This is a genomic window from Shewanella sp. 10N.286.54.B9 (assembly GCF_041468565.1).
Classification (GTDB): Bacteria; Pseudomonadota; Gammaproteobacteria; order Enterobacterales; family Shewanellaceae; genus Shewanella.
On the sequence record NZ_JBFRIY010000032.1, the window covers coordinates 1 to 14,101 of the forward strand.

Consider the following 14,101-nt stretch of genomic DNA (forward strand, 5'->3'; position numbering starts at 1 on the left):
GATCGTTGCTTAATAGCGACTAATCTTACCGCAATACTGAAAAAGGCAGCTTAGGCTGCCTTTTTTATTGCCTTAAGAAAAGTACGCTAAGTACTGGCAATCTCGATCTGGCTGGGTATAATAGCCGCCACTTTGTTGGATATGGTCTATTTGACGGTATTTCAAACAGTGGGGTTGATCTGAGACTTAAAATCAGTATAATAGCCCCTCGCCTTAACCATTAGGCGAATTTAAATTGGTCTACCCTCGAGGTTGACGTAAAAAAACAGCGACTCCAATTGTGAGTCGAACGGTTAAATCATCTCGCTCTGCTTTTCCAAATGGAAGAAGCTAGAGGGTGATTTTTTATGTGTACATTTTAGGAGCTCTGGTCAATGCAGAACCAAAGAATCCGTATCCGCTTAAAAGGATTTGATCATCGTTTGATTGATCAGTCTACTGCGGAAATCGTTGAAACTGCTAAGCGTACAGGCGCACAGGTTCGTGGTCCAATTCCACTACCAACGCGTAAAGAACGTTATACCATTTTGACTTCTCCACACGTTAATAAAGATGCGCGTGATCAGTACGAACTTCGTACTCACAAACGTCTTGTTGACATCGTAGAGCCGACTGAAAAGACTGTTGACGCACTTATGCGTTTAGATCTTGCGGCGGGTGTTGACGTTCAGATTAGCTTGGGTTAATTGAGCTTAGAAGAGGTTTGAGAGATGGCTATCGGTCTTATCGGTCGTAAAGTAGGTATGACACGTATCTTCAATGAAGATGGCGCGTCGGTACCTGTAACAGTAATTGAAATTGCTGCTAACCGTGTAACCCAAGTGAAAACTTTGGATACAGACGGTTACCGTGCACTTCAAGTTACTACTGGTACCAAAAAAGCTAATCGCATCACTAAACCAGAAGCAGGTCACTTTGCTAAGGCAGGCGTTGAAGCCGGTCGTGGTTTGTGGGAATTGCGTTTGGCAGATGGTGATGGTGAAGGCATCGAAGTTGGTGCTGAGCTAAATGTAGATATCTTCGCTGACATAGCGAAAGTTGATGTAACTGGTCAATCAAAAGGTAAAGGCTTCCAAGGCGGTATTAAGCGTTGGAACTTCCATGCCCAAGATATGACACATGGTAACTCTTTGGCTCATAGATCTAACGGTTCTATTGGTCAAAACCAGACACCTGGTCGCGTTTTCAAAGGTAAGAAAATGTCAGGCCACATGGGTGCAGAGCGTGTTACTACGCAGAATCTAGACGTTGTACGTGTAGATGCTGAGCGTAACTTGCTACTGGTTAAGGGTGCAGTTCCAGGCGCTACTAATGGCGACCTGATCATCAAACCAGCTGTTAAAGCTTAAGGTCTGAGGAGATAGTAATGGAATTGGTATTGAAAGACGCACAGAGTGCTCTTGAAGTTTCCGAAACTACCTTCGGCCGTGACTTTAATGAAGCACTGGTTCATCAGGTAGTTGTAGCTTACGCTGCAAACGCGCGTCAGGGCACTCGTGCTCAAAAGACTCGTGCAGAAGTAGTTGGCTCTGGCAAGAAGCCATGGCGCCAAAAAGGTACTGGCCGCGCACGTGCCGGTACTGTTAAAGGCCCAATCTGGCGTGGCGGTGGCGTAACATTCGCTGCTAAAGCACAAGATCACAGCCAAAAAGTTAACAAGAAGATGTACCGCGGAGCGCTGAAAAGCATATTCTCTGAATTGGTACGTCAAGACCGTCTAGTAGTAGTTGAGTCGTTTGGTGTTGAAGCTCCGAAAACTAAAGAGCTGAAAGCTAAATTGAACGAAATGCAACTTGAAGACGTGTTGATTGTTACTCCAGAAGTTGACGAGAACTTGTTCTTAGCTGCTCGTAACTTGTACAAAGTTGACGTTCGTGATGTTGCTGGTATTGATCCAGTTAGCCTTATCGCGTTCAACAAAGTACTCGTAACTGCTGAAGCTATTAAGCAAATCGAGGAGATGCTGGGATGATAAGCGAAGAACGTTTGTTAAAAGTTATTCTTGCTCCACATATCTCTGAAAAGAGCACTGTGAATGCAGAGAAGAACAATACAGTTGTTTTCCGTGTAGCTATCGATGCAACTAAAGCTGAAGTTAAAGCTGCAGTAGCACAGCTATTCGAAGTTGAAGTCGATTCAGTTCGCACTTTGGTTAACAAAGGTAAAACTAAGCGTCACGGTGCCCGTACTGGCCGTCGTAGCGATTGGAAAAAAGCCTATGTTACTCTAGCTGAAGGTGCTGACATCGATTTCGTCGGCGGCGCTGAATAAGCAAAGGAGAATTATCATGGCAGTTATTAAGTGTAAGCCAACCTCTCCAGGTCGTCGCCACGTAGTTAAAGTGGTGAACAGCGATTTGCATAAGGGTAAACCTTTTGCAGGCCTGTTGGCGAAAAAATCGAAAAGTGGTGGCCGTAACAATACTGGTCGCATCACTTCACGTCACATTGGTGGCGGACATAAGCAACATTATCGTCTAATCGACTTTAAGCGTAACAAAGACGGTATCCCTGCGAAGGTTGAACGTTTGGAATATGATCCAAACCGTACAGCTAACATCGCATTGGTACTTTACGCTGACGGTGAGCGTCGTTACATCATTGCCGCTAAAGGCATGAAAGCTGGAGATTCAATCCAGTCTGGTATCGATGCAGAGATCAAGAGCGGTAACGCAATGCCTCTACGTAATATCCCTGTGGGTAGCGTAGTGCACGCAGTCGAAATGAAGCCTGGTAAAGGTGCTCAAATCGCGCGTTCTGCTGGTGCTTATGTACAAGTTATTGCTCGTGATGGCGCATACGCCACTCTACGTCTTCGCTCTGGCGAAATGCGTAAAGTGCCTGTTGATTGCCGCGCGACATTGGGTGAAGTTGGTAACGCCGAGCATATGCTACGCCAGTTAGGTAAAGCAGGTGCTAAACGCTGGAGAGGCGTACGCCCGACAGTTCGTGGTGTTGCAATGAACCCAGTAGATCATCCACATGGTGGTGGTGAAGGCCGTACATCTGGTGGTCGTCACCCTGTATCTCCATGGGGTCAGCCTACTAAGGGTTATAAGACTCGTAGTAACAAACGCACCGACAAGTACATTGTACGTCGTCGCAATAAAAAGTAAGAGGATTCGCCATGCCACGTTCTCTCAAGAAAGGTCCATTCATTGACCTACACTTGCTGAAGAAGGTAGAGAAAGCGATGGAAGCGGGAGACAAGAAGCCTATTAAGACTTGGTCTCGTCGCTCTATGATCATCCCTAATATGATTGGGTTGACCATCGCTGTCCATAATGGTCGTCAGCACGTACCTGTGTTCGTAACTGACGAAATGATCGGCCACAAGCTTGGTGAATTTTCACCAACTCGCACTTATCGCGGCCATGCTGCAGATAAGAAAGCGAAGAAGCGTTAATACGGGAGGAATAAGATGGAAGTTTTAGCTAAACATCGTTTTGCCCGTACGTCGCCTCAAAAGTGTCGTTTGGTTGCAGATCAAATCCGTGGACTGCCTGTTGCTAAGGCTCTCGAAATTCTAACTTTCAGCCCTAAGAAAGCTGCAGTACTTGTTAAAAAAGTACTGGACTCTGCAATCGCTAATGCTGAGCACAATGAAGGTGCTGACATTGACGAATTAAGAGTTGGAGCGATTATGATCGATGAAGGTCCAACTATGAAGCGTATCATGCCACGTGCTAAAGGCCGTGCTGATCGCATAATCAAGCGTACCAGCCACATTACTGTGGTTGTATCAGATCGCTAGGAGTTAGCAATGGGACAGAAAGTACATCCTAATGGTATCCGTCTGGGTATCACTAAGCCTTGGATCTCGACATGGTACGCTGACAAGTCAGACTATGCCAATAACTTGAGTAGTGACTGGGAAGTGCGTAAGTTTCTTGAAAAGAAACTTAAGCAAGCATCAGTTTCTAAGATTGTTATCGAGCGTCCAGCTAAAAGTGTTCGTGTTACTATCCACACAGCCCGTCCAGGTGTTGTGATTGGTAAGAAAGGCGAAGACGTAGAAAAGCTACGCAATGCAGTTGCTAAATTGACTGGTATTCCAGCTCAAATTAACATCGCTGAGATTCGTAAACCTGAGCTAGATGCTAAGCTTGTTGCCGATGGCATCGCTTCGCAGCTAGAGCGTCGTGTTATGTTCCGTCGTGCTATGAAGCGCGCAGTTCAAAACGCAATGCGTCTTGGTGCTAAAGGTATCAAAGTTGAAGTTAGCGGCCGTCTAGGCGGCGCTGAGATTGCGCGTTCGGAATGGTATCGTGAAGGTCGTGTACCTTTGCATACTCTTCGTGCTGATATCGACTATTCTACTTCTGAGAGTCACACTCAATACGGTGTGATTGGCGTTAAAGTTTGGGTCTTCAAAGGTGAAGTTCTAGACGGTATCGTTCCTCAGCATGAAGAGCCGAAACAGCAGCCGAAGCGTAAGCCTCGCGGTAAATAGGAGAGCTGGCAATGCTGCAACCAAAAAGAATGAAGTTTCGCAAAATGTTCAAGGGCCGCAACCGTGGTCTAGCGAACGGCACTGAAGTTAGCTTCGGTGAGTTCGGTTTGAAAGCTGTAGGACGTGGTCGTCTTACTGCTCGTCAAATTGAATCTGCGCGTCGTGCTATGACACGTCACATTAAACGTCAAGGTCAAATCTGGATCCGCGTTTTCCCTGATAAGCCGATTACCTCTAAGCCTCTTGAAGTGCGTATGGGTAAAGGTAAGGGTAACGTTGAATACTGGGTTTGCCAGATTCAACCAGGTAAGGTTCTTTATGAGATGAATGGCGTATCAGAAGAGTTGGCTCGTGAAGCCTTTGCTCTTGCTGCTGCAAAATTACCTCTGAAGACTACCTTCGTAACTAAGACGGTGATGTAATGAAAGCGAGCGAACTAACAGAAAAGAGCGTTGAAGAATTGAACGCTGAACTGCTTGGTCTGCTGCGTGAGCAGTTTAATCTGCGTATGCAACACGCCACTGGTCAGTTGACTCAGACTCATCAGCTTAAAATCGTGCGTCGCAACATTGCGCGCGTTAAGACCATTATTACTTCTAAGGCGGGTGCATAATGTCTGATAATATCCGTACTTTGCAGGGTCGAGTACTTAGCAACAAGATGGACAAGTCTATCACTGTAGCTATTGAGCGTAAGGTTAAGCATCCTTTATACGGGAAGTTCCTTAAGCGTACTACTAAGATCCATGCACATGACGAACAAAATCAGTGTAATGCTGGCGATGTCGTGACTATTCGCGAATGCCGTCCGCTGTCTAAGACAAAGTCTTGGACTCTGGTTGAAGTAGTATCAAAAGCCTAAGTTTATTAGGTATTTAGTTAAACGGCTCCGATTTTCGGAGCCGTTTGTATTTTTAGTACTATCTATTCCTGTTTTTAGGTGTTACACTTGCGCGCCATTTTTGACTAAATTAAAGTCGAAAATCGGGCAATAAATGTACCCCTAAGTGGGATTGTGAAGTAACGATAGCGGAGCACTTAAAATGATCCAAATGCAATCGACTCTAGAAGTCGCCTGTAACAGTGGCGCTCGTAGAGTTCAGTGTATTAAGGTCTTGGGTGGCTCTCATCGTCGTTATGCCGGTATCGGCGACGTCATCAAGGTTTCTGTAAAAGAAGCAATTCCTCGCGGTAAAGCGAAGAAAGGTGATGTATATAACGCGGTGGTAGTCCGTACTAAGAAAGGCGTACGTCGTCCAGACGGTTCTGTCATTCGCTTCGATCGGAACGCAGCGGTATTGCTTAATGCAAACCTTGCACCGATTGGTACTCGTATCTTTGGACCAGTGACACGTGAATTGCGTACAGAGCAATTCATGAAAATTGTCTCGCTGGCACCAGAAGTACTGTAAGGAGCTTCAAAATGGCAGCAAAAATACGTCGTCAAGACGAAGTAATTGTACTAGCAGGTAAAGACCAAGGGAAACGCGGTAAGGTTTCTCAGGTTCTAACTACTGGTAAATTAATTGTAGAAGGTATTAACCTTGTCAAGAAACACCAAAAGCCAAACCCACAATTGGGCGTAGCTGGCGGTATTGTTGAGCAAGAAGCACCGATACAAGCATCAAACGTAGCGATTTTCAACTCTGCCACTGGCAAAGCTGATCGCGTTGGTTTCCGATTTGAAGACGGCAAAAAAGTCCGTTTCTTTAAGTCGAACAGTGAACTCGTTAAGTAATTGGAGTAAACGATGGCGAAACTGCATGATAAATATCAAGAGACTGTTAGTCCTGAACTTGTCAAAAAGTTTGGTTTTACCAGTGTCATGCAAGTCCCTCGGATTGAAAAGATCACCCTTAATATGGGTGTTGGCGAAGCAGTAGCAGATAAGAAAGTTATGGAGCATGCGCTTCGTGACATGACTGCTATCGCTGGTCAGAAGCCAGTAGTGACTGTAGCTCGTAAGTCAGTTGCTGGTTTTAAAATCCGTGAAGGCTACCCAATAGGCTGTAAGGTTACACTGCGCGGTGAGCGTATGTGGGAATTCTTAGAGCGTTTAGTAGATATCGCAATCCCGCGTATCCGCGACTTCCGTGGTATGAGTGTTAAATCATTCGACGGTCGTGGTAACTATGCGATGGGTGTACGTGAGCAAATTATCTTCCCAGAGATCGAATACGATAAAATCGATAAGATCCGCGGCATGGATATTGTAATCACTACTTCTGCGAAGAATGACGAAGAAGGCCGAGCTTTGCTCGAAGGCTTTAACTTCCCATTCAAGAAATAAGGGTAGCGTAATGGCAAAAAGTTCAATGAAAGCACGTGAAGCAAAGCGTGCCAAGCTCGTAGCTAAGTTCGCTGAAAAGCGTCTAGCTCTTAAAGCTATCATTAGCAGTCCAACAACTTCTGATGAAGATCGTTGGGATGCAGTACTTAAGTTACAAGCTCTACCACGTGACTCTAGCTCTGCGCGTCAGCGCAATCGCTGTAGTCAAACTGGTCGCCCACATGGTTTCCTACGTAAATTCGGCCTTAGCCGTATTAAATTACGTGAAGCAACTATGCGCGGTGAAGTTCCTGGCCTACGCAAGGCCAGCTGGTAAGCACTTGTCACGGAGTAAGCTAATATGAGCATGCAAGATCCTATTGCGGATATGTTAACACGTATTCGTAACGGCCAAGCTGCTAAACACGTATCTGTGAAGATGCCTTCTGCTAAGCTAAAAATCGCTATCGCGAAAGTGCTTAAAGAAGAAGGTTACATCACTGACTACGCCGTAGCAGATGAAGCCAAGCCTGAACTGGAAGTTACTCTTAAGTATTTCCAAGGTCAGCCAGTCGTTGAGACTATCCAGCGCGTTAGCCGTCCTGGTCTTCGTATTTACAAAGGTAAAAACGAACTTCCAAAGGTTATGGGCGGACTGGGTGTCGCTATCGTGTCCACTTCTAAAGGTTTGATGACTGATCGTACTGCCCGCCAAAATGGCATGGGTGGGGAAGTTATCTGCTACGTAGCATAAGGAGCTAGCAATGTCTCGTGTCGCAAAAGCACCAGTCGCTATCCCTGCAGGCGTAGAAGTGACTTTAAACGAACAAACTATCACCGTAAAAGGTACTAAAGGTAGTTTGACTCGAGTAATTAACGCTGACGTTTCTGTTGTTGTAGAAGACAACGAAATTAAGTGTAGTTCGGTTGAAGGCGTGAAAACTGCCGCTCAAGCGGGTACTGCTCGAGCTCTAATCAACAATATGGTTGTTGGTGTTACAGCTGGTTTTGAAAAGAAACTTCAGTTAATTGGTGTCGGTTACCGTGCGAAAATCGCTGGTAAAGGCGTTGATTTGACTCTAGGTTTCTCTCACCCACTAGTACACGAACTTCCTGACGGCGTAACAGCAGAATGTCCTAGCCAAACTGAAATCGTACTTAAGGGTACAGATAAGCAGTTAATTGGTCAGGTTGCTGCTGAGATTCGCGGCTACCGTCCACCAGAGCCTTACAAAGGTAAAGGTGTTCGTTACGCTGATGAACAAGTACGCCGTAAAGAGGCTAAGAAGAAGTAGGTAACGCGATATGGATAAGAAAACATCTCGCTTACGCCGCGCAACTCGCGCCCGTAAGAAGATCCAAGAGCTGGGCGTTAACCGTCTGGTTGTACATCGTACACCACGTCACACATACGCTCAGGTCATTAGTCCTGCAAACGTAGTGTTGGCGGCAGCTTCTACTGCTGAAAAAGCGGTATCAGAGCAGCTAAAGTACACAGGTAACGTAGATGCAGCTAAAGCAGTGGGTAAAACCGTTGCAGAGCGCGCTATCGAAAAAGGCGTAGCTGTAGTTGCATTCGATCGTTCCGGCTTCAAGTATCACGGACGCGTTGCTGCATTAGCAGACGCCGCTCGTGAAGCTGGCCTCAAGTTCTAAGGAATGATGAAAAATGGCTAAATTTGAAGCTCAACAAAAAGACGATCTGCAAGAGAAGTTAGTTGCAGTTAATCGTGTTTCTAAAGTAGTTAAAGGCGGACGTATCTTTAGCTTCACTGCACTAACTGTAGTCGGTGATGGTAATGGTAAAGTCGGTTATGGCTATGGTAAAGCGCGTGAAGTACCAGCAGCAATTCAGAAAGCAATGGAAAAGGCTCGCCGTAACATTGTAAACGTTGAATTGAACAACGGTACTTTACACCACCCTGTAAAGGGTCGTCACACTGGTTCTCGTGTTTACATGCAGCCAGCCTCTGACGGTACCGGTATTATTGCCGGTGGCGCAATGCGTGCCGTATTGGAAGTAGCAGGCGTTCATAACGTTCTGTCTAAAGCATACGGTTCTACTAACCCGATCAACATCGTTCGCGCAACTGTAGATGCGTTGGTGCACATGAAGTCACCATCACAAATTGCAGCTAAGCGTGGCCTGAATGTTGATGAAATTCGAGGTTAATGCACCATGGCTACTAAAACACTTAAAGTAACTCAGACCAAGAGTTCAATTGGACGTTTGCCTAAGCATCGTGCAACTTTGACTGGTCTAGGTCTACGCCGCATTAATCACACTGTTGAACTAGAAGATACTCCTTCTGTTCGCGGTATGATTAACAAGGTTTACTACATGGTTTCGGTGGAGGAAGTATAAGATGCGTCTAAATACTCTATCACCTGCTGCAGGTGCTAAATCAGCAGCTAAGCGTGTAGGTCGCGGTATCGGTTCAGGCCTAGGTAAAACTGCAGGTCGTGGTCACAAAGGTCAGAAGTCTCGTTCTGGCGGCGGTGTTCGCGTAGGTTTCGAGGGTGGTCAAATGCCACTTAAGATCCGTCTACCTAAATTCGGTTTTACCTCGCGTCGTGCGTTGGTATCAGCTGAAGTTCGCATTAGCGAGCTAGCTAAAGTTAACGGTGATGTTATCGACCTAAATGCGCTGAAAGATGCGAATCTAGTTACTCGCAACATACAGTTTGCTAAAATCGTTCTTTCAGGTACCATTGAGCGCCCTGTGACCGTTAAAGGTCTGAAGGTAACCAAAGGTGCACGTGCAGCTATTGAAGCTGCCGGTGGCAAGATCGAGGAATAATACGTCGATGGCAAAACCAGGACTTGATTTAAAAAGCGCGAAAGGCGGTTTATCAGAATTGAAAACCCGTCTCCTGTTCGTGATTGGTGCAATTATCGTCTTTAGAGCCGGTTCGTTTGTACCAATTCCTGGTATTGACGCTGCTGTACTAGCAGAGCTGTTTAATCAGCAAAAGGGTACCATCTTAGGCATGTTTAACATGTTCTCTGGTGGCGCCCTTGAACGTGCCTCTATTTTTGCATTAGGTATCATGCCGTATATTTCGGCATCGATCATTATGCAGTTATTGACAGTCGTTCATCCTGCGCTCGCTGAATTGAAAAAGGAAGGCGAGTCGGGACGAAAGAAGATTAGTCAATATACTCGATACGGCACGTTGGTCCTGGGTACATTCCAGGCTATCGGTATCGCAACAGGTCTTCCGAACTTAGTTCCAGGTTTAGTAGTAAACCTAGGATTCGGATTCTACTTCGTTGCAGTTGTCAGCTTAGTCACAGGAACAATGTTCCTAATGTGGTTGGGTGAGCAAATTACCGAAAGAGGCATTGGTAACGGTATCTCGATATTAATTTTCGCAGGTATTGTTGCAGGTCTGCCATCTGCTATCGGTCAAACGGCCGAGCAGGCGCGTCAAGGCGACATAAGTGTACTAGTATTGTTGTTGCTGGCAGTAATTGTTTTTGCTGTCACATATTTTGTGGTATTTGTAGAGCGTGGACAACGTCGTATCGTTGTCAACTATGCTAAACGTCAACAGGGCCGTAAGGTCTTCGCCGCGCAAAGCACACATTTACCGCTTAAGATAAATATGGCTGGTGTTATCCCGCCTATTTTTGCGTCCAGCATCATTTTGTTCCCAGGCACACTGGCTCAGTGGTTTGGTCAAAATGAGTCCATGTCATGGTTGAGTGATTTTTCACTTGCTGTGTCACCAGGACAACCGCTGTACTCATTGTTATATGCAACGGCGATTATCTTTTTCTGTTTCTTCTATACTGCGTTGGTATTTAACCCTCGCGAAACGGCAGATAACTTGAAGAAGAGTGGTGCGTTTATTCCCGGGATTCGTCCTGGAGAACAGACTTCGCGTTACATTGATAAAGTAATGACCCGCCTAACATTAGCTGGCGCGTTATATATTACTTTTATCTGCTTAATTCCGGAGTTCATGTTAATTGCGTGGCAAGTACAGTTCTATTTTGGCGGTACTTCACTACTAATTATGGTAGTCGTAATCATGGACTTCATGGCTCAAGTTCAGACCCATATGATGTCTCATCAGTATGAGTCTGTAATGAAGAAAGCTAACTTGGTAAACAAAGCGAATTTAGATCGCTTTGGTCGCTAAGCTAGTAATCTCGGAGTGATGAAATGAAAGTTCGAGCTTCCGTGAAGAAGATCTGCCGTAACTGCAAGATCGTAAAGCGTAGTGGCGTTGTTCGCGTGATTTGTGTTGAACCTAAACACAAACAGCGTCAAGGCTAAAAGAAAGATTTGACCAGCCCAGTCGGGGCTGGTCAAAATATTATTTGCTAAATTGTCGTCTGTCGAGTATCCTACCGGGCTTTTCACAGATGACCTTTAACTTGAGGAGTGCATAGTGGCCCGTATCGCTGGCATTAACATTCCTGATCAAAAGCACACAGTCATTGCATTGACTGCTATCTACGGCATTGGTCGTACTCGCGCACAAGCTATTTGCGCGGCTACTTCAATTGCTGAAGACGCTAAGATCAAGGAATTGAGCGAAGCTCAAATAGATACTCTACGCGAAGAAGTTGCCAACTACATTGTAGAAGGTGATTTACGTCGTGAAGTTTCCATGAACATCAAGCGTCTTATGGACCTTGGTTGTTACCGTGGCCTTCGCCATCGTCGTAGCCTTCCCCTTCGTGGGCAACGTACTAAGACCAATGCGCGTACGCGTAAAGGTCCACGTAAACCAATTAGAAAGTAACGGGGTAATCCACAATGGCTAAAGTTCCGTCACGTTCTCCGCGTAAGCGTGTACGTAAACAGGTTGCTGATGGTATGGCGCATATCCATGCGTCTTTCAACAACACTATTATTACCATTACAGATCGTCAAGGTAACGCACTATCTTGGGCAACTTCTGGTGGTTCAGGTTTCCGTGGTTCACGTAAATCTACCCCATTTGCTGCACAGGTTGCTGCTGAACGCGCAGGTACTGCCGCTCAGGACTACGGTGTTAAAAACCTAGAAGTGTTTGTGAAGGGTCCAGGTCCAGGACGCGAATCTGCGATTCGTGCACTAAACTCGGTTGGTTACAAAATAACCAATATTACCGATGTGACGCCTATCCCTCATAATGGTTGTCGTCCTCCTAAGAAACGTCGCGTTTAACACGTCGTTTTTAAATAGGATAGTTGGAGAAAGAACATGGCAAGATACTTGGGTCCAAAGCTCAAGCTCAGCCGCAGAGAAGGTACAGACCTTTTCCTAAAAAGCGGCGTGAGAGCAATCGATTCGAAGTGTAAGCTTGAAACTGCACCTGGACAACACGGCGCTCGTAAGACCCGTTTGTCTGAGTATGGCGTTCAGCTACGCGAGAAACAAAAAGTTCGTCGTATTTACGGTGTGCTAGAAAAGCAATTCCGTAACTACTACAAAGATGCTGCACGTACAAAAGGTAACACTGGTGAAAACCTACTTACTCTTTTAGAAACCCGTCTTGATAACGTAGTTTATCGTATGGGCTTTGGTGCAACACGCGCTGAATCACGTCAGCTAGTTAGCCATAAGTCAATTATGGTTAATGGTAGCGTCGTTAACATTCCATCATTCAAAGTGTCTGCGAATGATGTAGTGAGCGTTCGCGAGAAGTCACGTACTCAAGCTCGTATTAAAGCGGCTTTAGAAGTGTCGGCTCAACGCGAAAAGCCAACATGGGTTGAAGTTGACAACACTAAGATGGAAGGTGCTTTCAAGCGCATTCCTGAGCGTAGTGATTTGTCTGCGGAAATTAACGAACAGCTGATCGTCGAACTTTACTCTAAGTAAAGTTAAAACAAAAGAGAGGACACAATGCAGGGTTCTGTTACAGAATTTCTTAAACCGCGTCTCGTTGATATCGAGCAGGTTAATCCAACACGTGCCAAGGTTACACTGGAGCCGCTAGAGCGTGGTTTTGGTCACACTTTAGGTAACGCGTTGCGTCGTATCCTATTGTCGTCTATGCCAGGCTGCGCGGTTACCGAAGTAGAGATCGATGGTGTACTGCATGAATACAGTAGCAAGGAAGGCGTGCAAGAAGATATCCTTGAGATATTGCTAAACCTTAAAGGTCTAGCAGTTGTTATCGAAGGGAAAGACGAAGCTATGCTTACGCTTAGTAAGTCAGGCGCAGGCCCTGTTACTGCAGCAGATATCACGCATGACGGTGATGTTACCGTTATGAATCCTGACCATGTTATCTGTCATTTGACAGGTAATAATGAAGTCAGCATGCGTATCCGCGTAGAGCGTGGTCGTGGTTATGTACCGGCTTCTGCCCGTGCACAAACTGAAGACGATGATCGCCCTATCGGCCGCTTGTTGGTTGATTCTTCGTTCTCACCAGTTGCTCGCATTGCATACAATGTAGAAGCCGCTCGTGTTGAACAGCGTACAGACTTAGATAAACTCGTTATCGATATGACCACAAACGGTACTATTGATCCTGAGGAAGCTATCCGTCGCTCTGCAACAATTCTTGCTGAACAGCTAGATGCGTTTGTTGAGTTACGTGATGTGACTGAGGCTGCACCGGTAGAAGAGAAGCCGGAGTTCGATCCGATATTGTTGCGTCCTGTCGACGATTTAGAGCTAACTGTACGTTCAGCCAACTGTTTGAAGGCTGAAGCGATTCATTACATCGGCGATCTGGTACAACGCACTGAAGTTGAGTTGTTGAAAACTCCTAACTTGGGTAAGAAATCTCTTACCGAAATTAAGGATGTTCTTGCATCTCGCGGACTGTCGTTAGGTATGCGTCTTGAAAACTGGCCTCCAGCTAGTTTAGCAGACGACCTTTAAGTCCAGATTAGTACAGATATAGGTAATAAGGATTAGGTCATGCGCCATCGTAAGAGTGGTCGTCAACTAAACCGTAACAGCAGTCATCGTCAAGCTATGTTCCGTAACATGGCATGCTCAATAGTTCGTCACGAAGTGATCAAAACTACTGTAGCTAAAGCGAAAGAACTGCGTCGCGTAGTTGAACCTCTGATAACACTTGCTAAGAGTGATAGTGTAGCAAACCGCCGTTTGGCATTTGCACGTACTCGCGACGCTGAAGTCGTTGGTAAGTTATTTACTGAATTGGGTCCACGCTTCCAGGAACGTCCTGGTGGTTACACTCGTATTCTTAAGTGCGGTCTACGTACTGGTGATAAAGCGCCTATGGCGTACATTGAACTAGTAGGTCGTCCTGAAGCAGCTGAAGCTGTTGAAGACACTGCAGAGTAAATAAGTCTTAGTTTAAAAGGCCGAACAATTTGTTCGGCCTTTTTTATGCCTCTAATTTAATTGCATTAGTTTTAGTTTCTCGTCAATATTCTGCACAGCCACAGCCACAGCCA

General features: G+C 45.7%; 28 protein-coding genes. All 28 read left to right on the forward strand.

The window, feature by feature from the left end; translation table 11 throughout:
• Positions 1-374 precede the first annotated feature (374 nt).
• The 28 genes from rpsJ (at position 375) to rplQ (ending at position 13,988) form a co-directional block, all read left to right on the forward strand.
• The gene (gene rpsJ / locus AB4135_RS11420; RefSeq protein WP_005503530.1) at positions 375-686 is read left to right on the forward strand and encodes a 30S ribosomal protein S10; all 312 of its coding nucleotides are present in this window, start codon (positions 375-377) and stop codon (positions 684-686) included.
• A gap of 24 nt (positions 687-710) precedes the next feature.
• Complete coding sequence (gene rplC, locus AB4135_RS11425) at positions 711-1,349, forward strand: 50S ribosomal protein L3 (protein ID WP_220739648.1); 639 nt, start codon at positions 711-713, stop codon at positions 1,347-1,349.
• 17 nt (positions 1,350-1,366) lie between these two features.
• Positions 1,367-1,972, forward strand: a complete 606-nt coding sequence (rplD, locus tag AB4135_RS11430) for a 50S ribosomal protein L4 (RefSeq protein WP_020912140.1) — start codon at positions 1,367-1,369, stop codon at positions 1,970-1,972.
• Positions 1,969-2,271 (forward strand): 50S ribosomal protein L23, encoded by a 303-nt coding sequence (rplW, locus tag AB4135_RS11435; RefSeq protein ID WP_020912141.1) that lies wholly within the window; start codon positions 1,969-1,971, stop codon positions 2,269-2,271. The genes rplD and rplW overlap by 4 nt, the downstream gene beginning before the upstream one ends.
• A 16-nt stretch (positions 2,272-2,287) precedes the next feature.
• Entirely contained in the window at positions 2,288-3,115 is an 828-nt protein-coding gene (gene rplB / locus AB4135_RS11440; protein WP_020912142.1) for a 50S ribosomal protein L2, read from the forward strand.
• Positions 3,116-3,126: 11 nt separating this feature from the next.
• Positions 3,127-3,405, forward strand: coding sequence for a 30S ribosomal protein S19 (gene rpsS / locus AB4135_RS11445; protein ID WP_006083596.1), 279 nt, complete (start codon positions 3,127-3,129; stop codon positions 3,403-3,405).
• 15 nt (positions 3,406-3,420) lie between these two features.
• Positions 3,421-3,753, forward strand: coding sequence for a 50S ribosomal protein L22 (rplV, locus tag AB4135_RS11450; protein ID WP_012144645.1), 333 nt, complete (start codon positions 3,421-3,423; stop codon positions 3,751-3,753).
• A gap of 9 nt (positions 3,754-3,762) precedes the next feature.
• The gene (gene rpsC, locus AB4135_RS11455; protein WP_202287032.1) at positions 3,763-4,452 is read left to right on the forward strand and encodes a 30S ribosomal protein S3; all 690 of its coding nucleotides are present in this window, start codon (positions 3,763-3,765) and stop codon (positions 4,450-4,452) included.
• A gap of 11 nt (positions 4,453-4,463) precedes the next feature.
• On the forward strand, positions 4,464-4,874 hold the full coding sequence (gene rplP / locus AB4135_RS11460) for a 50S ribosomal protein L16 (protein ID WP_020912144.1): 411 nt from the start codon (positions 4,464-4,466) through the stop codon (positions 4,872-4,874).
• Complete coding sequence (rpmC, locus tag AB4135_RS11465) at positions 4,874-5,065, forward strand: 50S ribosomal protein L29 (protein WP_012144642.1); 192 nt, start codon at positions 4,874-4,876, stop codon at positions 5,063-5,065. Before rplP ends, rpmC begins: the two co-directional genes overlap by 1 nt.
• Complete coding sequence (gene rpsQ / locus AB4135_RS11470) at positions 5,065-5,313, forward strand: 30S ribosomal protein S17 (protein WP_020912145.1); 249 nt, start codon at positions 5,065-5,067, stop codon at positions 5,311-5,313. Before rpmC ends, rpsQ begins: the two co-directional genes overlap by 1 nt.
• 181 nt (positions 5,314-5,494) lie before the next feature.
• Positions 5,495-5,863 carry a 50S ribosomal protein L14 gene (gene rplN, locus AB4135_RS11475; protein WP_011863976.1) on the forward strand — a complete coding sequence of 123 codons (369 nt, stop codon included), beginning with the start codon at positions 5,495-5,497 and terminating at the stop codon, positions 5,861-5,863.
• 11 nt (positions 5,864-5,874) lie between these two features.
• Positions 5,875-6,189: a 50S ribosomal protein L24 gene (gene rplX, locus AB4135_RS11480; RefSeq protein WP_020912146.1), complete on the forward strand. Its 315-nt coding sequence runs from the start codon at positions 5,875-5,877 to the stop codon at positions 6,187-6,189.
• A 12-nt stretch (positions 6,190-6,201) separates the two neighbouring features.
• A complete protein-coding gene (gene rplE, locus AB4135_RS11485) occupies positions 6,202-6,741 on the forward strand; it encodes a 50S ribosomal protein L5 (RefSeq protein ID WP_020912147.1) in 540 nt (179 codons plus the stop codon).
• Between the two features lie 10 nt (positions 6,742-6,751).
• A complete protein-coding gene (gene rpsN, locus AB4135_RS11490) occupies positions 6,752-7,057 on the forward strand; it encodes a 30S ribosomal protein S14 (RefSeq protein WP_020912148.1) in 306 nt (101 codons plus the stop codon).
• A gap of 24 nt (positions 7,058-7,081) precedes the next feature.
• A complete protein-coding gene (gene rpsH / locus AB4135_RS11495) occupies positions 7,082-7,474 on the forward strand; it encodes a 30S ribosomal protein S8 (protein WP_020912149.1) in 393 nt (130 codons plus the stop codon).
• 10 nt (positions 7,475-7,484) lie between these two features.
• Entirely contained in the window at positions 7,485-8,015 is a 531-nt protein-coding gene (rplF, locus tag AB4135_RS11500) for a 50S ribosomal protein L6 (protein ID WP_020912150.1), read from the forward strand.
• 10 nt (positions 8,016-8,025) lie between these two features.
• Positions 8,026-8,376 carry a 50S ribosomal protein L18 gene (gene rplR, locus AB4135_RS11505; protein WP_020912151.1) on the forward strand — a complete coding sequence of 117 codons (351 nt, stop codon included), beginning with the start codon at positions 8,026-8,028 and terminating at the stop codon, positions 8,374-8,376.
• Positions 8,377-8,389: 13 nt separating this feature from the next.
• Positions 8,390-8,893, forward strand: a complete 504-nt coding sequence (gene rpsE / locus AB4135_RS11510) for a 30S ribosomal protein S5 (protein WP_020912152.1) — start codon at positions 8,390-8,392, stop codon at positions 8,891-8,893.
• Between the two features lie 6 nt (positions 8,894-8,899).
• Positions 8,900-9,085 (forward strand): 50S ribosomal protein L30, encoded by a 186-nt coding sequence (gene rpmD, locus AB4135_RS11515; RefSeq protein WP_020912153.1) that lies wholly within the window; start codon positions 8,900-8,902, stop codon positions 9,083-9,085.
• A 1-nt stretch (position 9,086) separates the two neighbouring features.
• Positions 9,087-9,521: a 50S ribosomal protein L15 gene (gene rplO, locus AB4135_RS11520; protein ID WP_020912154.1), complete on the forward strand. Its 435-nt coding sequence runs from the start codon at positions 9,087-9,089 to the stop codon at positions 9,519-9,521.
• A 7-nt stretch (positions 9,522-9,528) separates the two neighbouring features.
• The gene (gene secY / locus AB4135_RS11525) at positions 9,529-10,869 is read left to right on the forward strand and encodes a preprotein translocase subunit SecY (protein ID WP_020912155.1); all 1,341 of its coding nucleotides are present in this window, start codon (positions 9,529-9,531) and stop codon (positions 10,867-10,869) included.
• A gap of 23 nt (positions 10,870-10,892) precedes the next feature.
• The gene (gene rpmJ, locus AB4135_RS11530; protein ID WP_006083579.1) at positions 10,893-11,006 is read left to right on the forward strand and encodes a 50S ribosomal protein L36; all 114 of its coding nucleotides are present in this window, start codon (positions 10,893-10,895) and stop codon (positions 11,004-11,006) included.
• Positions 11,007-11,121: 115 nt separating this feature from the next.
• Positions 11,122-11,478, forward strand: a complete 357-nt coding sequence (gene rpsM, locus AB4135_RS11535; protein ID WP_012153475.1) for a 30S ribosomal protein S13 — start codon at positions 11,122-11,124, stop codon at positions 11,476-11,478.
• 14 nt (positions 11,479-11,492) lie between these two features.
• The gene (gene rpsK / locus AB4135_RS11540; protein WP_012153476.1) at positions 11,493-11,885 is read left to right on the forward strand and encodes a 30S ribosomal protein S11; all 393 of its coding nucleotides are present in this window, start codon (positions 11,493-11,495) and stop codon (positions 11,883-11,885) included.
• A 36-nt stretch (positions 11,886-11,921) separates the two neighbouring features.
• A complete protein-coding gene (rpsD, locus tag AB4135_RS11545; protein WP_012153477.1) occupies positions 11,922-12,542 on the forward strand; it encodes a 30S ribosomal protein S4 in 621 nt (206 codons plus the stop codon).
• A 24-nt stretch (positions 12,543-12,566) separates the two neighbouring features.
• Positions 12,567-13,556 (forward strand): DNA-directed RNA polymerase subunit alpha, encoded by a 990-nt coding sequence (locus tag AB4135_RS11550; protein WP_020912156.1) that lies wholly within the window; start codon positions 12,567-12,569, stop codon positions 13,554-13,556.
• 39 nt (positions 13,557-13,595) lie between these two features.
• A complete protein-coding gene (gene rplQ, locus AB4135_RS11555) occupies positions 13,596-13,988 on the forward strand; it encodes a 50S ribosomal protein L17 (RefSeq protein ID WP_012153479.1) in 393 nt (130 codons plus the stop codon).
• The last annotated feature ends 113 nt before the right edge of the window (positions 13,989-14,101 follow it).